This is a genomic window from Mesorhizobium sp. SEMIA396, assembly GCF_024518615.1.
Taxonomy (GTDB): domain Bacteria; phylum Pseudomonadota; class Alphaproteobacteria; order Rhizobiales; family Rhizobiaceae; genus Mesorhizobium.
Map to the genome: position 1 here is coordinate 1 of NZ_JANIFC010000010.1, position 19063 is coordinate 19063.

A 19063-nucleotide genomic window follows, 5' to 3' on the forward strand; every position below is an offset into this window, starting at 1 on the left:
ATGCGACCATCCTGGCGGTCGGCGCCGGCGAGGAGCGGGCGGTGGTCAAGAACGGCGAGATCAAGATCGCCACCGTGATGTCGGTGACGCTGTCGACCGACCACCGCGCCGTCGACGGCGCGCTGGGGGCTGAACTGCTGGTCGCCTTCAAGCGGCTGATCGAGAACCCGATGGGCATGCTGGTCTAGGACGGAGAGGGCGGTGCGGATCTTCTTCACCTCCCTCATGGCGTTTTTCCTGTCAGGATTGGCAGGCGGCCTGGTTGCTCAACAGCTGGCGGTCGCAACCCATGCTCAGGAAGAATACATTCTGGTGTTCATGACGTCGGTGCTTGTCACCATTGCTACGACGATCATGTTTTTCATCGCGCAGCTTTTTGCGAACGCACCGACGATCATCAACTGGCTGGGCCTCTGCGCAATTGTCCTGTTCGTGCTGATCGGGCTCGGCCTGATCGGTTGGACGTTCTCTCAGCCGGTCGATAAGCGCCAGTGGGGAGGTGACCTGCCGATCGTCGCCGGCCTGGTTTTGCCGAACCTGGCCACTGTGCTGGTTCACTGGCTGTTCGTGCGCTGGCGGTTGAGGCGCGGCTCGATTAACGCACAGGTGGGCGCATGAAGACGGTTCTTTGCTACGGCGACTCGCTGACCTGGGGCTACAATGCCGAAGGTGGCCGCCATGCGCTGGAAGACCGCTGGCCGAGCGTGCTGCAGGCAGCGTTAGGCGCCGGCGTGCAAGTGATTGCCGATGGCCTCAACGGCCGCACCACGGCCTTCGACGACCATCTGGCCGGCGCGGATCGCAACGGCGCCAGGCTGCTGCCAACGGTGCTGACGACCCATGCGCCGATCGACCTGATTGTCATCATGCTCGGCGCCAACGACATGAAGCCATGGATCCACGGGAATCCCGTCGCGGCCAAGCAGGGCATCCAGCGGCTGATCGATATCGTGCGCGGTCACGACTATCCCTTCGACTGGCCCGCGCCGCAGATCCTGATCGTTTCGCCGCCTGTCGTCAGCCGTACTGAAAATGCCGACTTCAAGGAAATGTTCGCCGGTGGCGATGACGCCTCGAAGTTTTTGGCACCGCAATATGCAGCGCTCGCCGACGAGGCCGGCTGCGGCTTCTTCGACGCCGGCAGCGTGGCGCAAACCACACCGCTTGATGGCGTCCACCTCGACGCCGAAAACACGCGAAACATCGGCAAGGCGCTGGCACCCGTCGTGCGCGTCATGCTGGAATTGTGAAGGAGAAAACCCGTGGCTGAGAACTACGACGTCATCATCATCGGCTCCGGCCCTGGCGGCTATGTCACCGCGGTGCGTTCCGCGCAACTCGGCTTCAAGACGGCGATCGTCGAGCGCGAGCATCTCGGCGGCATTTGCCTCAACTGGGGCTGCATCCCGACCAAGGCGCTGCTGCGCTCGGCCGAGATCATGCACTATTCGGATCACCTGAAGGATTACGGGCTGAAGCTCGACGGCAAAGTCAGCGCCGACACAGCGGCCGTGGTCGACCGCTCGCGAAAGGTCTCGCTGCGGCTCAATGGCGGCGTTGCCTTCCTGATGAAGAAGAACAAGGTCGATGTCATCTGGGGCGAGGCCAAGCTTTCGAAGCCGGGTGAGATCGCCGTGTCCAATACGGCCAAGAAGCCGATGGAGCCGCAGCCGCCGGTGCCGAAAGGCGTCAAGGGCGAGGGCACCTACACCGCCAAGCACATCATCCTGGCGACCGGCGCGCGGCCACGCGCGCTGCCCGGCATCGAGCCTGACGGCAGACTGATCTGGACCTATTTCGAGGCCATGGTGCCGAAGGAGATGCCGAAGTCGCTGCTGGTCATGGGATCGGGCGCCATCGGCATCGAATTCGCCTCCTTCTACCGCACCATGGGCGCCGAAGTAACGGTGGTCGAACTGCTGCCGGCAGTGATGCCCGTCGAGGATGCCGAAGTCTCGAAATTCGCGCAAAAGCAGTTCGAGAAGCAAGGCATGAAGATCATCCTCGAAGCCAAGGTGACCAAGGTCGAGAAGGGTGCGAACTCGGTCACCGCGCATGTCGAGATGAAGGACGGCAAGGTCGAGAAGATCACCGCCGATCGCATGATCTCGGCCGTCGGCGTCCAGGGCAACATCGAGGGCCTCGGGCTTGAGGCGCTAGGCGTGAAGACCGAGCGCGGCTGCATCGTCATCGACGGCTACGGCAAGACCAATGTGCCGGGCATCTACGCCATCGGCGATGTCGCCGGCCCGCCGATGCTCGCCCACAAGGCAGAACATGAGGGGGTCGTGTGCATCGAGAAGATCGCTGATTTTCCTGGCGTGCATGCCACCGACAAGCTGAAGATTCCGGGCTGCACCTACTGCAATCCGCAGGTCGCCTCGGTTGGCCTGACGGAAGCCAAGGCCAAGGCCGAGGGCAAGGACATCCGGGTCGGGCGCTTCCAGTTCGCCGCCAATGGCAAGGCCATTGCGCTCGGCGAGGATCAGGGTTTCATCAAGACCATCTTCGACAAGAAGACCGGTCAATTGCTCGGCGCCCACATGGTGGGTGCCGAAGTGACCGAACTGATCCAGGGCTTTGTCGTGGCAATGAACCTGGAGACGACCGAGGAAGAGCTGATGCACACCATCTTCCCGCACCCGACGCTGTCGGAGATGATGAAGGAAAGCGTGCTCGACGCCTATGGCCGCGCGCTCAACGCCTGATAGATTGAAAGCGCTGCTACAGATGGAACCCGGCGGCAAGGTACTTCGTTTGCGGATGCGTTTTCACGCATCACACAAGGAGAAGGCATATGCACCTGAATGGCGTCGGCTGGATAGCAGCCATCATCATCGGCGGCCTGGCAGGCTGGTTCGCCGAAATGTTCATGAAGAGCAACACCGGCATCTTCATGAACATCGTTATGGGCATCGTCGGCGCGGTCGTGCTGAACGCCATTCTGCAGGCTCTCAATTTTGGCCCGTTCGGCGTCGGCTGGATTGCCTATCTGATCACCGGCTTTATCGGTGCCTGCCTGCTGATCTGGGCGGGGCGTCTGGTGCGCCGATAGCATCACTGAAAAGCTGCCATGCGAAAAAGGCTGTTGCGGCATGCGCCGCGGCGGCCTTTTTCTTTGCGTTGAAAAGTCCTAGATGACGTTATGACAGCGAACGCCTGACTGGCGTCGCGAATGAACCAGGTTTCCCGATGGTCACTGTCCTCGATACGATCGCCAACGCCCCGCGCTTGCGGCATCCGGAAAAGGCGCACAAGCCTGATCAGGATGTGCTGCGCAAGCCCGACTGGATCCGCGTCAAGGCGCCGATGTCGAAGGGCTATGCCGAAACGCGCGAAATCGTCAAATCGCACAAGCTGGTGACGGTCTGCGAAGAGGCCGGCTGCCCCAACATCGGCGAATGCTGGGAAAAGAAGCACGCCACCTTCATGATCATGGGCGAGATCTGCACGCGCGCCTGCGCCTTCTGCAACGTCGCCACCGGCATTCCGACAGCACTTGACCCGGATGAGCCGGCCCGCGTCGCGCATGCGGTCAAGCAGATGGGCTTGACCCATGTCGTCATCACCTCGGTCGACCGCGACGACCTCGCCGATGGCGGTGCGCAGCATTTCGCCGAAGTCATTCGCGCCATCCGGGCGGCAACGCCGCTGACGACGATCGAAATCCTGACGCCCGACTTCCTGCGCAAGGACGGCGCGCTGGAGATCGTCGTGGCCGCCAAGCCCGACGTCTTCAACCACAATCTCGAAACCGTGCCATCGAACTATCTGACGGTACGTCCGGGCGCCCGCTATTTCCATTCGATCCGGCTGCTGCAGCGGGTCAAGGAGCTCGATCCGTCAATCTTCACCAAGTCCGGCATCATGGTGGGGCTGGGCGAAGAACGGAATGAAATCCTGCAGCTGATGGATGATCTGCGGTCCGCCAATGTCGACTTCATGACCATCGGCCAGTACCTGCAGCCGTCGAAGAAGCACCATCCGGTGATCCGCTTCGTCACTCCGGAGGAGTTTAAATCTTTCGAGACGATCGGCCGGACCAAGGGTTTCCTGCTGGTGGCGTCCAGCCCGCTGACGCGTTCGTCGCATCACGCCGGCGACGATTTCGCCAAGCTGCGTGCGGCACGGGAAGCGATTCTCAAGAAAACAGCCTAACCCGCTGGTTTCATGCCAAAATTCGAAGCCACCCGACGCGTATCCCATACACCCGAGCAGATGTTCGCGCTGGTCGCCGATGTTGAATCCTATCCGCAATTCCTGCCGCTTTGCGAAGCGCTGACGGTTCGCTCGCGCAAGGAGCGTGACGGGCGCACGGTTCTGCTTGCCGACATGAGCATCGGCTACAAGGCGATCCGCGAAACCTTCACGACGCAGGTGCTGCTGAAGCCCGCCGAGAACACCATCGACGTGAAGTACATCGACGGGCCCTTCAAATATTTGAGCAACGTCTGGCGTTTCGAAGCGGACGGCGCCGGGTGCACCGTCCGCTTCTTCATCGACTACGAGTTCAAGAGCCGTATTCTGGGCGCGGTCATGGGGACCATGTTCGATCGCGCCTTCCGCATGTTCGCCGAAGCCTTTGAGAAGCGCGCCGACGTCATCTACGGTGCAGCACCCCGGGTCCAGGGTTAGCCGAGTGCTTGCAGGCCCAACTCCAGCGCTTGCCGGACCGTTTCGCGACGAATGAAATCGCGGCCTTTGTCTGCAAAGAGCTGGTGCTCGGCGACAATCGGTCGGCCGTCCAGCGCAACCCCGAACCAGACCAGGCCGACCGGTTTTTCCGCCGAACCGCCGCCAGGCCCAGCGATCCCGGTGACCGCCAGGGTCAGCCCGGCGCGCGAACGGGCAAGCGCGCCTGCCGCCATTTCAATCGCAGTCTCGCGCGAAACCGCGCCATGCGCCCCGAGCGTGGCGGCGGAAACGCCGAGCATGTCCATCTTGGCTTCGTTGGAATAGGTGATGAAGCCGCGATCGATCACGGCGGACGAGCCGGCGATGTCGGTCAACGCGGCGATGATCATGCCGCCGGTGCAGCTTTCCGCCGTTGCCAGCATGATGCCGCGTCTCTGGCAGGCTTGCAGCAGGGCATTTGCCAGCTCGTTGTGGGTCATTCCGGCACCTCGCCGGGAAACACCACGCTGGCGGTGGCGATCGCCGCAATGCCTTCCTCGCGCCCGACAAAGCCGAGCTTCTCATTGGTTGTGGCCTTGATCGAGATGCGATCCGGCGTAATTGCCAGCATCTGCGAAAGGGCTGCGGTCATGGCCTCGCGATGCGGGCCGACGCGCGGCGCTTCGCAGATCAGCGTGATGTCGGCATTGGCGATGCGGCCGCCGCGCGCGCGGACCAGTTTCGCCGCATGCTCGACGAATATGCGCGACGCAGCGCCTTTCCACTGCGGGTCGGATGGCGGGAAATGCGTGCCGATGTCGCCTGCGCCGCAAGTCGCCAGCAGCGCATCGGTCAAGGCGTGCAGACCGACATCGGCGTCGGAATGGCCGGACAGCTTCTTGTCGTGCGCTATGGCGACGCCACACAAAGTGACATGGTCTCCCGGTTCGAAGGCGTGGACGTCGTAGCCATTGCCGGTACGGATGTCGGGAAAGCGCACGCGTTCGCCGGAAAGCCGCTGGTCCGCCATCGCAATATCCCGTGCCCAGGTGAGTTTGACATTGTCCGGCGAGCCCGGAACGATCTTGACCGGAATATGCGCCCATTCGGCGATCGCGGCATCGTCGGTAAAATCCATTTTTCCCAGATGACGGGCTTTCTCGTGCGCGGCAAGAATGGGCCAGAACGGAAAGCCTTGTGGCGTTTGCGCCGCGTGAAGCCCGCTGCGCGATACGGTTTCGCCAACCACGCCGGAGGCCGATTCGCGCTTCAGCGTGTCGGCGACGGGCAAAGCGGGCAACGCGCCCTCGCGCTCGCCGATGGCGGCGATGGTGCGATCTATCAGGTCCGCATCGACAAACGGACGCACGGCGTCATGGATCAGGACCTGCGCCGGCGCGTGGCCTCTAAGGGCAAGCAGGCCGAGCCGAACGGATTCCTGCCTCGTCGCCCCGCCCATGATGGCGGTGACGCGCTCGGCATTGGCGCCCGCCGCCTGCCGGAACAACTCATGGTCATCGGCATGAATGGCGACGACGATCTCGCTCGTCCGCGGGTGGGCCAGAAAAATGTCCAGCGTGTGTGCAATGACGGCAAAGCCGCCAATGTGTTGATATTGCTTCGGTCCGTTGGCCTGTCCGGCGCGCGCACCACGGCCGGCCGCAACGATCACCACCGCGACCTTGCCATCCGCACCCGAAACGTGATTTTCACTTGCGTCAGTCATGCCTGTTTGGTCCTAGCGCACGATCCCGAAAAGTGTAATCGGTTTTCGGAAAGATCGTGCGCTAAGTATGAAATTCCAAAGCGTCTTTTGCGCGTCCTCGGCGACGCGCGGCGCTTTGGTCGCGGCCAAAGCCGAAGGCCGGCATTTTCCCAATTGCGCCTTAATGTGGCGTCATTCCGCGTTGCACATTGCGCCGGTTCTGGCTAGAGAATGTGCAACGAATGAAGATGCTTGGTTTTTGTGCATGGTTAACTTGACCAAATTGGCCGCGCCGCTCGATGTCGGTGGCGTGAGAATCCGCAATCGCGTGTTCCTCGCACCGATGTCGGGGATTACGGACGAGCCGTTCCGGCAGCGTGCCCACGCGCATGGAGCGGGCCTGGTCGTATCCGAAATGGTTGCCAGCGGCGAGCTTGCCAAGGGCAGGGCCGGTTTCAAGCTGCGCATACGCCACTCCGGCCTGCCCGTCCATATGGTTCAGCTGGCAGGCCGTGAGGCGATGCACATGGCCGAAGGTGCCAGAATCGCCGCCGGTGAGGGCGCCGACATCATCGACATCAACATGGGATGCCCGGCCAAGAAGGTTACCGGCGGTTATGCGGGTTCGGCATTGATGCTGGATCTCGACCACGCACTGTCGCTGATCGACGCCGTTGTCGGCGCGGTCGAGGTGCCGGTGACGGTCAAGATGCGGCTTGGCTGGGACGAAGGCGCGCTCAATGCGCCGATGCTCGCGCGCCGCGCCGAGCAGGCCGGTGTCAGCATGGTGACCGTGCACGGCCGCACGCGCTGCCAGTTCTACCAGGGCAAGGCCGACTGGCGCGCCATCGCCCGCGTCAAGGAAGCCGTGTCCATCCCGGTCGTCGCCAATGGTGACGTCTCTTCGCCGGCGGAAGCGGCCGACATTCTCGATCAATCGGGTGCCGACGCCGTGATGATCGGCCGTGCCCATTATGGCGCGCCCTGGATCGCAGGCGGCATTGCGGCCGCAGCGATCGGCGAGGCGACGCCAAACATGCCACGGGACTCGACGGCGGTCGCCGACTACATCGTGGCCCATTATGAGGACATGCTGGCGCTCTACGGCGCCGAAAGCGGCCTGCGCCAGGCGCGCAAACACCTTGGCTGGTATCTCGACCGGCATGCCGGCGGCGTCGCCGACGACAGCCGAAAGGCCATACTGACCGCATTCGAGCCCGCGCGCGTCATTGCCTTGCTGCGCGATGTGTTTTCGCGCGATCCGCAACCCTTGAACCTGCGGAGCGCCGCATGAACGCCGCCGCCGGCCAGGGCGCTGAAATGGCGGATGCCGCCCAGATCGTGCTCAACACCATCCGTCGCCCGGTGATCATGATCAGCGAGGAAGGTTTCATCACCTATGCCAACGCCGACGCGGAAGATTTCTTTCGCTCGAGTGCAAACATGCTCGCCCGCAACACGCTGTCAAAACTCATTCCCTTCGGCAGCCCGCTGCTGACGCTGGTCGATCAGGTGCGCGAGCGTCGGGCTCCGGTCAACGAGTATCGGGTCGACGTGTCGTCGCCGCGTCTCGGCATCGAAAAGGTCGTCGATCTCTACGTCGCGCCGGTGCCGGAATATCCGGGCTCCGTCGTGGTGATGTTCCAGGAACGGTCGATGGCCGACAAGATCGACCGGCAGATGACGCATCGGGGTGCCGCACGTTCGGTGACCGGTCTGGCGGCAATGCTTGCCCATGAGATCAAGAACCCGCTCTCCGGCATCCGCGGCGCTGCCCAGCTTCTCGAACTGTCGGCTTCCGACGAAGACCGCGCGCTGACGCGGCTGATCACCGACGAGACGGACCGCATCGTATCGCTGGTCGATCGCATGGAGGTGTTTTCCGACGAGCGGCCGATCGATCGCTATCCCGTCAATATCCATGTCGTGCTCGACCATGTGAAGGCGATTGCCAAGAATGGTTTTGCCAAGAAAATCAAGATAATGGAGGATTATGATCCTTCATTGCCTCCGGTGTTTGCCAACCGCGATCAACTCATCCAGGTGTTCCTCAACCTGGTCAAGAACGCTGCCGAGGCGATCGGCAGCGACCCGCAGGGCGAGATCGTGCTGTCGACCGCCTTCCGGCCGGGCATCCGTGTTTCCGTTCCGGGCACGCAGGACCGCGTGTCGCTGCCGCTGGAATTCTGCGTGCGCGACAATGGCTCCGGCGTCTCCGAAGACATCCTGCCGATCCTGTTCGACCCGTTCATCACCACCAAGCCGAACGGCTCCGGGTTGGGTCTTGCGCTGGTCGCCAAGATCGTCGGCGAGCATGGCGGCATCATCGAATGCGAATCGACGCCGCGCGGCACCACATTCCGCATCCTGATGCCGGCCTGGAAAGAAGCGCCAAACGGCGCCGATGATGACGGCGAAGGAGACCTCAAATGACCGTTCGCGGCAATATTCTCGTCGCCGACGACGACGCGGCAATCCGCACCGTCCTCAACCAGGCGCTTTCACGCGCCGGTCATGAGGTGCGCGTCACCTCCAACGCTTCGACGCTTTGGCGCTGGGTGGCGGCGGGCGAGGGCGATCTGGTCATCACCGATGTGGTGATGCCGGACGAAAACGCCTTCGACATGCTGCCGCGCATCAAGAAGGCGAGGCCGGAGCTGCCGGTTATCGTCATGAGCGCCCAGAACACATTCATGACGGCGATCCGCGCCTCCGAAACCGGCGCTTACGAATATCTGCCCAAGCCGTTCGACCTGACCGAACTGCTCAACATCGTCAACCGGGCGCTTTCCGAGCCGCGTCGGCCGAAGATCGATGCGCGGCCGGAAGAACAGCCGGACGCGATGCCGCTGGTCGGCCGCTCGGCGGCCATGCAGGATATCTACCGCATGCTGGCGCGCATGATGCAGACCGACCTGACGGTGATGATCTCGGGCGAATCCGGCACCGGCAAGGAGCTGGTGGCGCGCGCGCTGCATGAATATGGCCGCCGCCGCGGCGGCCCCTTCGTCGCCATCAATATGGCGGCGATCCCGCGTGACCTGATCGAATCGGAACTGTTCGGTCACGAGAAGGGTGCCTTCACCGGCGCGCAGAACCGCTCGACCGGCCGCTTCGAGCAGGCCGAAGGCGGCACGCTGTTCCTCGATGAAATCGGCGACATGCCGATGGAGGCGCAGACGCGCCTGCTGCGCGTGCTGCAGCAGGGCGAGTACACCACGGTCGGCGGACGCACGCCGATCAAGACCGACGTGCGCATCGTCGCTGCCACCAACAAGGATCTGCGCACGCTGATCAACCAGGGGCTCTTCCGCGAGGATCTTTTCTATCGCCTCAACGTCGTGCCGCTCCGGCTGCCCGCGCTGCGTGAGCGCTCCGAGGATGTGCCGGACCTCGTCCGCCATTTCTTCAAGCTCGGCGAAATGGAAGGCCTGCAGACCAAGCGCATTTCTTCCGGCGGCATCGAGTTGATGAAGCGCTATCCGTGGCCGGGCAATGTGCGCGAACTGGAAAACCTGGTTCGCAGGCTCGCCGCGCTCTATTCGCAGGACGAGATTTCCGCCGAGATCATCGAGGCGGAGCTCAAGACCGGCGAACGTCCGGTGGTGCCGGGTGGCGGCAATCTGATCCCCGACGATTTGTCGATCGGGCAGGCGGTCGAGCACTTCCTGCAGCGCTATTTCGCTTCCTTTGCCGGCGATTTGCCACCTGCCGGGCTTTATCAGCGCATCCTGTCCGAGGTCGAGTTTCCCCTCGTCCTGGCTTCGATGACGGCAACCCGCGGCAACCAGATCAAGGCCGCGGAACTGCTGGGCTTGAACCGCAACACGCTGCGCAAGAAGATCCGCGAGCTCGGCGTCAACGTCTACAAATCATCGCGGCAGGGCTGAGCCTTGATCTGAGCCCGCGCTCTTTTCAGGGGATCGGCTCGCGAAAGATTTCCGTCTCGGTCACACTTGTTGCATAATCGCCACAATGCGTTGCATACATCCGACGCAATCATGGCTCTAGACGGCGACATGGCTCCGCAGGCACCGACAACAAACCAACCGCTCTTCAGCGAACCCGGCGCTCGTGACGGGCGCCGGCTGCTTGCGCTGCCGGGTGTGATCGCGGTCGTCGGCGCGCTGATGACGGCTGCGATCTCGTTCACCATCCTCGTCGGCGCCACGCCGATCACACCGAACGAGTCGACGACGCTGGCGCTGATTGCCCTCAACGCGGCTTTCGTCCTGTTTCTTATCGCGCTGGTCGGGCGTGAGGTGCACCGCATCCTGATGGCGCGCCGGCATGGTAAGGCCGCTTCGCGGCTGCATGTGCGCATTGTCGCCATGTTCGCCCTGGTTGCCGCCATTCCCGCCATCATGGTGGCCATCATTGCCTCGATCACGCTCGACATCGGCCTTGACCGCTGGTTCGAGATCCGCACCAAGACGATCGTCAATTCGTCCCTCTCGATCGCCGACGCCTATGTCCAGGAAAATGCCCGCAACCTCCAGGGCACGACATTGTCCATGGCCTATGATCTCGATGCGTCGCGCACGCTCTACGGCCTTGATCGTACCGGCTTTCTCGACTTGATGAACAAGGAAGCCGTGGGCCGTTCGCTGGCCCATGCGGCGCTGATCAAGCCGGACGGCTCTTTCGTCATGAGCGCCAAGACCGATACGGAGTTCGCCATGCCCGAGCCGCCGGAAGGCGCGGTGGCCAGCGCTGCCGACGGCAAGCCGGTGCTGATCGAACCGAAAACGCGCAACATCATGGGCGCCATCGTCAAGCTGCGGGAGATCGAAGGACTCTACCTCTACACCATTCGGCTCGTCGATCCCGAAGTGATCAAGGCAAGGCAGATCGTCAGGTCCAACACCGACGAATATCGGGGGCTGGAAGATAACCGCCGTACCTCGCAGGTGGCCTTCGCGCTGCCCTATCTGTCGCTGACGCTCATCATCATCCTGTCCGCGATCTGGACCGGCATTGCGGTCGCCGACCGTCTGGTGCGGCCTATTCGCCAGCTCATCGGCGCCGCCGACGAGGTGGCGACCGGCAATCTCGACGTCGCGGTTCCCGTCAGGCCTTCGGACGGCGATGTCGCCTCGCTCGGCGATACCTTCAACAAGATGCTTCTCGAACTTAAATCGCAGCGCAATGAGATCCTGTCGGCCAAGGACCTGATCGACGAACGGCGCCGCTTCTCCGAAGCCGTGCTTGCCGGCGTTACCGCCGGCGTCATCGGCGTCGATCCCTACGGCATCGTCACCATCGTCAACCGCTCGGCCGAGGCGATGCTGGCGATTTCGGCCAGCGCAGCCCTTGGGCAGAATCTTTCCGCCGTACTGCCGCATGTCGGCCGCGTCTTCGAGATCGGTCGCAAGTCCGGCAAACCCGTCTATCGCGAGCAGGTGACCTTTTACCGCGCCGGTGCCGAGCGGACCTTCAACGTGCAGATCACCATCGAGGCCGGCGACGACGGCTCGGAGGAAAAATCCTATGTCGTGACGGTCGACGACATCACCGACCTGGTTCAGGCGCAGCGCTCGTCGGCCTGGGCGGATGTGGCGCGGCGTATCGCCCACGAGATCAAGAACCCGCTGACGCCGATCCAGCTCTCGGCCGAACGCATCAAGCGCCGTTACGGCAAGGTGATTACCGAGGACCGCGAGGTTTTCGACCAATGCACCGACACCATCATCCGTCAGGTTGAGGATATCGGCCGTATGGTGGACGAATTCTCGGCGTTCGCGCGCATGCCAAAGCCTGAGATGAAGGCGATAGATCTGCGCGAATCGCTGCGTGAGGCCTCGTTCCTGGTCGAGGTCAGCCGCGCCGACATCACTTTCGAGCGGATATTCGGCACGGAGCCGCTCAAGGGCACTTTCGACAGCCGCCTGATGGCGCAGGCCTTCGGCAATGTGATCAAGAACGCGGCCGAGGCGATCGACGGATTGGAACAGAAGGACGGTTCGCACGGCATAATCCGGATTCAAGCCGGGCGCCAGAATGGTGCGATTCGAATCGACGTCATCGACAATGGCAAAGGCCTGCCGCGCGAGAATCGCCAACGGCTGCTCGAGCCCTACATGACCACACGCGAGAAGGGCACCGGACTTGGCCTCGCTATCGTCAAGAAGATCGTGGAGGACCATGGCGGCAGGCTGGAACTACACGATGCTCCAGCGGACTTCCACGATGGGCGCGGCGCGATGATCAGCATCATCCTGCCGCCTGCGGCCGCAACGGCTCCGCGCAGCGAAAGCAGGGCGGAAAACGAAAGAGAAACTGAAAAGGTCGGTAATGGCGTCTGATATTCTCATCGTCGATGACGAGGAAGACATCCGTGAACTCGTCGCGGGCATACTGAGCGACGAAGGTCACGAAACCCGCACGGCATTCGATGCTGACAGCGCGCTCGCTGCTATAGCTGATCGCGCGCCGCGGCTGATTTTCCTCGATATCTGGCTGCAGGGCTCGCGCCTGGACGGGCTGGCGCTGCTCGACGAGATCAAGACCATGCATCCGACCTTGCCGGTGGTGATGATTTCCGGCCACGGCAACATCGAAACGGCGGTCTCCGCCATCCGTCGCGGCGCCTATGACTTCATCGAAAAACCGTTCAAGGCCGACAGGCTGATCCTTATTGCCGAGCGTGCGCTCGAGACCTCGAAATTGCGGCGCGAGGTTTCCGACCTCAAGCTGCGCAGCGGCGAAACCTTCGATCTGATCGGCATGTCGTCGGCGATGAGCCAGTTGCGCCAGACCATCGAACGCGTCGCGCCGACCAACAGCCGCGTGATGATCATCGGACCGTCTGGCTCGGGCAAGGAATTGGCCGCGCGCGCCATCCACACGCTGTCGGCGCGCAAGAGCGCACCTTTCGTGACGCTGAGCGCCGCCAACATCACGCCCGAGCGCATGGAGATCGAGCTGTTCGGCACCGAATCGAATGGCGTCGAGCGCAAGGTCGGCGCGCTGGAGGAGGCCCATCGCGGTATCCTCTACATCGACGAGGTGGCCGACATGCCGCGCGAGACGCAAAACAAGATCCTGCGCGTGCTGGTCGAGCAGCAGTTCGAGCGGGTAGGGGGAACCAAGCGGGTCAAGGTCGATGTCCGCATCATCTCCTCGACCTCGCAGAACCTCGAAGCGATGATTGCCGACGGGCGTTTCCGCGAGGATCTTTACCATCGCCTCGCGGTGGTTCCGGTCATCGTGCCGGGATTGGCCGAGCGGCGCGAGGATATTCCCTACCTCGTCGACAATTTCATGAAGCAGATCGCCCGCCAGGCCGGCATCAAGCCGCGCCGCATCGGCGACGACGCGCTGGCCGTGCTGCAGGCGCACAACTGGCCGGGCAACGTTCGCCAGCTGCGCAACAATGTCGAGCGCCTGATGATCCTTGCGCGCGGCGACGACGTCGATGCGCCGATCACCGCCGATCTGTTGCCGGCCGAGATCGGAGATGTCATGCCGCGCACGCCGAATCAATCCGACCAGCACATCATGGCGCTGCCGCTGCGCGAAGCGCGTGAGCAGTTCGAGAAGGACTACCTGATCGCCCAGATCAACCGGTTCGGCGGCAACATCTCGAAGACCGCCGAGTTCATCGGCATGGAGCGCTCCGCGCTGCACCGCAAGCTGAAGTCGCTGGGCGTCTGACGCGGGTTAGCCGCGCCTGGGCCAAGCATTTGCCGGTTACGGCCGCGGTGGAATCGCATAAGAAAGCCCCAGAATTTCTTAGAGGTTGCCCATGCCGCGCATTGCCTATGTCAACGGGCGCTATGTCACGCACGCCGACGCTGCCGTGCATATCGAGGATCGCGGCTATCAGTTCGCCGACGGTGTCTATGAGGTCTGCGAGGTGGCGCATGGCTTCATCGTCGACATGCCGCGCCATCTGGCGCGGCTGAACCGCTCGCTGACCGAATTGTCGATCGCCTGGCCAGTCACCTCTCACGTGCTGCCGCTTATCCTGCGCGAGGTGGTCAACCGCAACCATGTCGCCAACGGCCTGGTCTATGTCCAGGTGACGCGCGGCGTCGCCAGCCGCGACTTTGTCTTCCCTTCCGCAGACACCAAGCCGGCCCTGGTGGTGACCGCCAGGAAGGCCGACCCCGCAGCCGGAGCAAAGCGAGCCGAGACCGGCATCGCGGTCATCACCGTGCCGGAGAACCGCTGGGACCGCGTCGACATCAAGACCGTCGGGCTGCTGCCCAATGTATTGGCCAAGCAGAAGGCAAAGGAGGCCGGTGCGCAGGAAGCCTGGTTCGTCGACGCCGAAGGCAACGTAAAAGAAGGCGGCTCGTCCAATGCCTGGATCGTCACTCGGGACGGCGTCCTGGTCACCAGGCCGGCGGAGCACGGCATCCTGCGCGGCATCACCCGCACGACCATGTTCGAAGTGGCGGCCAAGCTCGGCCTGAAGATCGAGGAGCGCGGCTTTTCCGTCGCCGAGGCCAAGGCGGCACGCGAGGCGTTCATCAGCTCCGCAACGACACTCGCCATGCCGGTGGTGGCTATCGACGGCGATACGGTCGCCAATGGGCACCCCGGCTCAATAACACTTTCCTTGCGGCAGGCCTTTTTTGACATTGCGGAAAAAAGTCCAGCCTGATAACCGCACAGGTGGAATGAACATCAATATATCTCGTTCTGCTTGTCGTTACTGACGACAAGACGGTGTTTGCGAGCTTGACATGCGCCCGTTAATTTGGCGCATTGGCTTGCAAACCGAAGGGGATCGGCGAAAGACAAGAACAATGGCGGAACGATCGCAAAACCTTCAGGACCTGTTCCTGAATTCAGTTCGCAAGAGCAAGAACCCGCTCACCATCTTCCTTATCAACGGCGTCAAGCTGACCGGCGTGGTCACTTCGTTCGACAATTTCTGTGTCCTGCTGCGCCGTGACGGTCACTCCCAGCTCGTCTACAAGCACGCCATTTCCACGATCATGCCGAGCCAGCCGGTTCAGATGTTCGATGGCGAGGAAAGCCAGGGCGCCTGATTGGCACGTGAGAAAGACGCGGACGCCACCGTTCGCGGGAAACCAACGCATCATCCCGGGACGGAAGCCAAGGGCCCGACCCGGGCTGTTGTCATTGTGCCCGTCCTTACCCGCCACCAGCGCAACGACGACGAGACCAACCGTCCTCGGCTGATGCGTTCGGCTGATGCTCGCCACGACGAGGCCGTCGGCCTTGCCCGCGCCATCAACCTGGATCTGATCCACACTGCGGTGGTGACCGTCAACGATCCGCGCCCGGCGACGCTGCTCGGCAGCGGCAAGGTTGCGGAGTTCGCGGAAATCGTCAAAGAGGGACATGCGGAAGTGGTCGTCGTCGACCATCCGCTGACCCCGGTGCAGCAGCGCAATCTCGAAAAAGAGCTGAACGCCAAGGTGCTGGACCGCACCGGGCTGATTCTTGAGATCTTCGGCGAGCGCGCACGCACCAAGGAAGGCACGCTGCAGGTCGAACTCGCCCATCTCAACTACCAGAAGGGCCGCCTCGTGCGCAGCTGGACCCATCTGGAGCGCCAGCGCGGCGGCGCCGGCTTCCTCGGGGGCCCCGGCGAAACGCAGATCGAATCCGACCGGCGGCAGCTGCAGGAAAAGATCATCAAGCTGAAGCAGGAGCTGGAAACGGTGCGGCGCACGCGCGACCTGCACCGCGCCAAGCGCAGGAAGGTGCCGTTCCCGGTGGTGGCGATCGTCGGCTACACCAATGCCGGCAAGTCGACGCTGTTCAACCGGCTGACCGGGGCGGATGTGCTGGCGCAGGACATGCTGTTCGCCACGCTCGACCCGACGCTGCGCCGCGTGCGCCTCCCACATGGCACGCCGATCATCCTCTCCGATACGGTCGGCTTCATTTCGGACCTGCCGACGCATCTGATCGCGGCTTTCCGCGCCACCCTGGAAGAGGTGGTCGAGGCCGATCTTGTGCTTCATCTGCGCGACATTTCCGATCCGGACACTGCTGCACAAGCGGAAGATGTCGAGCGCATCCTGGCCGACCTCGGTGTCGACGCCGGCGACGCCAAGCGCGTGATAGAAGTGTGGAACAAGATCGACCGGCTCGACGAAGGCAACCGGACCCGGCTGCTTGCAGACGGCGCCGACGCCAACAAGGCGCCGCCGATTGCGGTGTCGGCGGTGACCGGCGAGGGCATCGATGCGCTGAAGGCGATCATCGAAACACGGATGGCGGGCGAACTCGAAGACCTCACCGTGACGATCGAGCCGGCCCAGTTCGGCCTTGTCGACTGGCTTTACCGCAATGGCGATGTCGTTTCGCGAAGCGACAATGATGACGGCAGCGCCACCATCTCGCTCAAGGCCACGCAAAGCGCCCGCGAAGAGATCGAAAGCAGATTGCGTCGTAAAAACAACGGGTAATCCGGAGCAATTCCAGGAAAAAGTGTATAGCGGTTTTCCGTCCGGAATTGCCCGAAAGAGAGATTACTTCGCGGTCTTTGCTTCCTGCCAGAGCGCTTCCATCTCGGCCAGATCAGCCTTTTCCAGCGTGCTGCCGGATTTTTCCAGAGCTTGTTCGACATAGTGGAAGCGCGAGCGGAATTTTTCGTTGGTGCCGCTCAGCGCTGCTTCGGAATCGAGCTTGAGATGACGGCCGAGATTGACGACGGCAAACAGCATGTCGCCGAACTCGTCCTTGATCGAGGCGGTGTCGCCCTTTGCCAGCGCCTCGCGCAATTCGCCGATCTCTTCCTCGATCTTGTCGAGGATGGGCGCCGCCTCGCTCCAGTCGAAACCGACGCGGGCGGCCTTCTCCTGAAGTTTCAGCGCCCGGGTCAGTGCGGGCAGGGCGACCGGCACGCTGTCCAGAAACCCCTTGCCGTTGTCTTCGGGATCGAGACCACGCGCGAGGCGGGCGCTTCGTTTCTCCGCCTTCTCTTCGGCCTTGATCTCTTCCCACATGCCCTTGGCCATGCCGGCGTTGCGGGCTTTCTCGTCGCCGAAGACATGCGGATGGCGGCGGATCATCTTCGTCGTGATGGCTTGCACCACATCCGGGAAGGCGAATTCACCGGCCTCCTCGGCCATCTGCGCGTGATAGACAACCTGCAGCAGAAGGTCGCCGAGCTCGTCGCGCAGATCGTCAAGGTCGCCGCGCGCGATGGCGTCCGCCACCTCATAGGCTTCCTCAATCGTGTAGGGCGCGATGGTCGAGAAATCCTGTTCGATGTCCCAGGGACAGCCGGTCTTCGGCGCCCGTAGCGCCGCCATGATCTCGATCAGGCGCGAAATGTCTTTCGATGGCGTCATCTAGAGCTATTCCAGGAAAAGTGTGAAACGGTTTTCTGTCCGGAATTGCGTCAAAACAGTCTATCGGATGCTATCCCGCGACCGGCCGCGCGGCTAACGCTGTCAGCCGGCGCGGAAGCCTTGTCCACAGACAAGCCGCGTCAATCAAGAACCGAAACGATCGCCTTGGCGAGTTCGTCCATGCCGTCCTCGGGCAGGCCGGCGACATTGATGCGGCTGTCGCCGACCATGTAGACGCCGTGCTCGGCACGCAGTCGCTCGACCTGCGCTTCCGTGAGCCCAAGGCGGGAGAACATGCCGCGATGGCTGGCGACGAAATCGAAACGGTCGGAATTCGACTGCCGGCGCAGCGCCTCGGCGAACTGCACGCGTAGCCTGAGCATGCGCAGCCGCATCTCTTCAAGTTCGGCTTCCCAGTCGGCGCGCAAGGCGGCATCTTCGAGCACGATGCGCACGGCCGCCGCACCGTGGTCCGGCGGCATCGAATACATGGCGCGCGCCGCCGACAGCATCTGGCTCATCGCCACATCCGCCTGTGCGCCGTCCCTGGCCAGGATCATCGCCGCGCCGACGCGGTCGCGGTAGACAGCAAAATTCTTCGAGCAGCTCGAGGCGACGACCATTTCCGGAATTTTTGCCGCCAGCAGGCGCAAGCCGAGGGCATCGGCCTCGAGGCCATCGCCAAAGCCCTGATAGGCGATGTCGACAAACGGCAGCAGCTCGCGCTCGACGACCAGATCGGTAACGGCTGCCCACTGTGCCGCATCCAGATTGGCGCCGGTCGGGTTGTGGCAGCAGCCATGCAGCAGTACGACGTCGCCGCTCTTTGCGGTCCGCAGCGCCGCCAGCATGTCGTCGAAGCGAACAGCGCCCGAGGCGGCGTCGAAATAGGGGTATTCACGGATCTGCAGGCCGGCGGCGCGCATCACCGGCATGTGGTTCGGCCAGGTCGGGTCCGACAGCCAGATGGTTGCATCCGAGCGTGTCCGCTTCAGCAGTTCCGCCACCAGCCGCAGCGCGCCGGAGCCGCCGGGCGCTTGTGCGGCGCGGATGCGCGTCATGTCGGCGCCTGGACCGAAGGCGAGCTTGGCCATCACCGTGTTGAAGCCGGTATCGCCGGCAAGGCCGAGATAGGTCTTGGTGTCCTGGGCCTGCAGCAGGCGCTGTTCCGCTTCGCGCACGGCGCGCATGACCGGCGTCTTGCCGTCGCGATCCTTGTAGACGCCGACACCGAGGTCGACCTTGTCTGGACGCGGATCGGCGCGATAAAGGCCGATCAGGGCGAGGATCTTGTCGGCGGGGGCGGGCTGCAGGGCTTCAAACATCGAAAATGGTTCCATTGGCGCGGCGGAGTGATACGCAAATCGGTCGCGTTTCGCCAGCGGTTTTAGCTAGGTGCTCCAGCCCGAGGCGGGGGTGCCGGGAAGCCTGCCCTGCCTGCTCCTTTCAGCTTTGCCTCGGC

General features: G+C 62.9%; 19 protein-coding genes. 15 read left to right on the plus strand and 4 right to left on the minus strand.

The window, feature by feature from the left end:
• The 7 genes from NP503_RS22520 to NP503_RS22550 form a co-directional block, all read left to right on the plus strand.
• Window positions 1–188: 2-oxo acid dehydrogenase subunit E2 (locus NP503_RS22520; protein WP_206517217.1), on the plus strand; the 188-nt coding region annotated here is incomplete at its 5' end.
• 13 nt (window positions 189–201) lie between these two features.
• Window positions 202–618, plus strand: coding sequence for a hypothetical protein (locus NP503_RS22525; RefSeq protein WP_127270644.1), 417 nt, complete (start codon window positions 202–204; stop codon window positions 616–618).
• Entirely contained in the window at window positions 615–1250 is a 636-nt protein-coding gene (locus tag NP503_RS22530) for an SGNH/GDSL hydrolase family protein (RefSeq protein WP_127270643.1), read from the plus strand. The genes NP503_RS22525 and NP503_RS22530 overlap by 4 nt, the downstream gene beginning before the upstream one ends.
• 12 nt (window positions 1251–1262) lie before the next feature.
• Complete coding sequence (lpdA, locus tag NP503_RS22535) at window positions 1263–2708, plus strand: dihydrolipoyl dehydrogenase (protein WP_127270641.1); 1446 nt, start codon at window positions 1263–1265, stop codon at window positions 2706–2708.
• 89 nt (window positions 2709–2797) lie between these two features.
• Window positions 2798–3055, plus strand: coding sequence for a GlsB/YeaQ/YmgE family stress response membrane protein (locus NP503_RS22540; RefSeq protein WP_023812036.1), 258 nt, complete (start codon window positions 2798–2800; stop codon window positions 3053–3055).
• A 137-nt stretch (window positions 3056–3192) separates the two neighbouring features.
• Window positions 3193–4158, plus strand: a complete 966-nt coding sequence (lipA, locus tag NP503_RS22545) for a lipoyl synthase (protein WP_127272707.1) — start codon at window positions 3193–3195, stop codon at window positions 4156–4158.
• Between the two features lie 12 nt (window positions 4159–4170).
• Window positions 4171–4635 (plus strand): type II toxin-antitoxin system RatA family toxin, encoded by a 465-nt coding sequence (locus NP503_RS22550; protein ID WP_127267305.1) that lies wholly within the window; start codon window positions 4171–4173, stop codon window positions 4633–4635.
• Here NP503_RS22550 and NP503_RS22555 read toward each other — a convergent pair.
• Window positions 4632–5114, minus strand: a complete 483-nt coding sequence (locus NP503_RS22555; protein ID WP_127267304.1) for a CinA family protein — start codon at window positions 5112–5114, stop codon at window positions 4632–4634. The two genes, NP503_RS22550 and NP503_RS22555, sit on opposite strands and share 4 nt — an antisense overlap.
• A complete protein-coding gene (locus NP503_RS22560) occupies window positions 5111–6340 on the minus strand; it encodes a bifunctional 2-C-methyl-D-erythritol 4-phosphate cytidylyltransferase/2-C-methyl-D-erythritol 2,4-cyclodiphosphate synthase (protein ID WP_127267303.1) in 1230 nt (409 codons plus the stop codon). The genes NP503_RS22555 and NP503_RS22560 overlap by 4 nt, the downstream gene beginning before the upstream one ends.
• Before the next feature lie 244 nt (window positions 6341–6584).
• Between NP503_RS22560 and dusB the strand changes: the two genes are divergently transcribed.
• The 8 genes from dusB to hflX all read left to right on the plus strand — a co-directional run bounded on the left by dusB (window position 6585) and on the right by hflX (window position 16713).
• A complete protein-coding gene (gene dusB, locus NP503_RS22565) occupies window positions 6585–7613 on the plus strand; it encodes a tRNA dihydrouridine synthase DusB (protein WP_127267302.1) in 1029 nt (342 codons plus the stop codon).
• On the plus strand, window positions 7610–8752 hold the full coding sequence (locus NP503_RS22570) for a nitrogen regulation protein NR(II) (protein WP_127272394.1): 1143 nt from the start codon (window positions 7610–7612) through the stop codon (window positions 8750–8752). Before dusB ends, NP503_RS22570 begins: the two co-directional genes overlap by 4 nt.
• Complete coding sequence (gene ntrC / locus NP503_RS22575) at window positions 8749–10209, plus strand: nitrogen regulation protein NR(I) (protein WP_023812028.1); 1461 nt, start codon at window positions 8749–8751, stop codon at window positions 10207–10209. The genes NP503_RS22570 and ntrC overlap by 4 nt, the downstream gene beginning before the upstream one ends.
• A 129-nt stretch (window positions 10210–10338) precedes the next feature.
• Window positions 10339–12624 carry a PAS domain-containing sensor histidine kinase gene (locus NP503_RS22580; protein ID WP_127328257.1) on the plus strand — a complete coding sequence of 762 codons (2286 nt, stop codon included), beginning with the start codon at window positions 10339–10341 and terminating at the stop codon, window positions 12622–12624.
• On the plus strand, window positions 12614–13975 hold the full coding sequence (locus NP503_RS22585) for a sigma-54 dependent transcriptional regulator (RefSeq protein ID WP_023812026.1): 1362 nt from the start codon (window positions 12614–12616) through the stop codon (window positions 13973–13975). Before NP503_RS22580 ends, NP503_RS22585 begins: the two co-directional genes overlap by 11 nt.
• A gap of 91 nt (window positions 13976–14066) precedes the next feature.
• Window positions 14067–14930, plus strand: coding sequence for a D-amino-acid transaminase (locus NP503_RS22590; protein ID WP_127267299.1), 864 nt, complete (start codon window positions 14067–14069; stop codon window positions 14928–14930).
• A 145-nt stretch (window positions 14931–15075) separates the two neighbouring features.
• Window positions 15076–15321 (plus strand): RNA chaperone Hfq, encoded by a 246-nt coding sequence (gene hfq / locus NP503_RS22595; RefSeq protein ID WP_006202172.1) that lies wholly within the window; start codon window positions 15076–15078, stop codon window positions 15319–15321.
• Complete coding sequence (hflX, locus tag NP503_RS22600; protein ID WP_127272395.1) at window positions 15322–16713, plus strand: GTPase HflX; 1392 nt, start codon at window positions 15322–15324, stop codon at window positions 16711–16713.
• Between the two features lie 63 nt (window positions 16714–16776).
• Here hflX and mazG read toward each other — a convergent pair whose 3' ends face one another.
• Together mazG and NP503_RS22610 are read right to left on the minus strand one after the other, a co-directional pair.
• On the minus strand, window positions 16777–17601 hold the full coding sequence (gene mazG, locus NP503_RS22605) for a nucleoside triphosphate pyrophosphohydrolase (protein ID WP_127272396.1): 825 nt from the start codon (window positions 17599–17601) through the stop codon (window positions 16777–16779).
• Between the two features lie 140 nt (window positions 17602–17741).
• Window positions 17742–18926: an amino acid aminotransferase gene (locus NP503_RS22610; protein ID WP_127273326.1), complete on the minus strand. Its 1185-nt coding sequence runs from the start codon at window positions 18924–18926 to the stop codon at window positions 17742–17744.
• Between the last annotated feature and the right edge of the window lie 137 nt (window positions 18927–19063).

Excerpts from the sequence above, each read along its gene's own strand:
- NP503_RS22530 (WP_127270643.1), top strand. The coding sequence starts at position 615 with ATGAAGACGGTTCTTTGCTACGGCGACTCGCTGACCTGGGGCTACAAT.
- NP503_RS22540 (WP_023812036.1), top strand. The coding sequence starts at position 2,798 with ATGCACCTGAATGGCGTCGGCTGGATAGCAGCCATCATCATCGGCGGC.
- lipA (WP_127272707.1), top strand. The coding sequence starts at position 3,193 with ATGGTCACTGTCCTCGATACGATCGCCAACGCCCCGCGCTTGCGGCAT.
- NP503_RS22550 (WP_127267305.1), top strand. The coding sequence starts at position 4,171 with ATGCCAAAATTCGAAGCCACCCGACGCGTATCCCATACACCCGAGCAG.
- NP503_RS22555 (WP_127267304.1), bottom strand. The coding sequence starts at position 5,114 with ATGACCCACAACGAGCTGGCAAATGCCCTGCTGCAAGCCTGCCAGAGA.
- NP503_RS22560 (WP_127267303.1), bottom strand. The coding sequence starts at position 6,340 with ATGACTGACGCAAGTGAAAATCACGTTTCGGGTGCGGATGGCAAGGTC.
- dusB (WP_127267302.1), top strand. The coding sequence starts at position 6,585 with ATGGTTAACTTGACCAAATTGGCCGCGCCGCTCGATGTCGGTGGCGTG.
- NP503_RS22570 (WP_127272394.1), top strand. The coding sequence starts at position 7,610 with ATGAACGCCGCCGCCGGCCAGGGCGCTGAAATGGCGGATGCCGCCCAG.
- ntrC (WP_023812028.1), top strand. The coding sequence starts at position 8,749 with ATGACCGTTCGCGGCAATATTCTCGTCGCCGACGACGACGCGGCAATC.
- NP503_RS22580 (WP_127328257.1), top strand. The coding sequence starts at position 10,339 with ATGGCTCCGCAGGCACCGACAACAAACCAACCGCTCTTCAGCGAACCC.
- NP503_RS22585 (WP_023812026.1), top strand. The coding sequence starts at position 12,614 with ATGGCGTCTGATATTCTCATCGTCGATGACGAGGAAGACATCCGTGAA.
- NP503_RS22590 (WP_127267299.1), top strand. The coding sequence starts at position 14,067 with ATGCCGCGCATTGCCTATGTCAACGGGCGCTATGTCACGCACGCCGAC.
- hfq (WP_006202172.1), top strand. The coding sequence starts at position 15,076 with ATGGCGGAACGATCGCAAAACCTTCAGGACCTGTTCCTGAATTCAGTT.
- mazG (WP_127272396.1), bottom strand. The coding sequence starts at position 17,601 with ATGACGCCATCGAAAGACATTTCGCGCCTGATCGAGATCATGGCGGCG.
- NP503_RS22610 (WP_127273326.1), bottom strand. The coding sequence starts at position 18,926 with ATGTTTGAAGCCCTGCAGCCCGCCCCCGCCGACAAGATCCTCGCCCTG.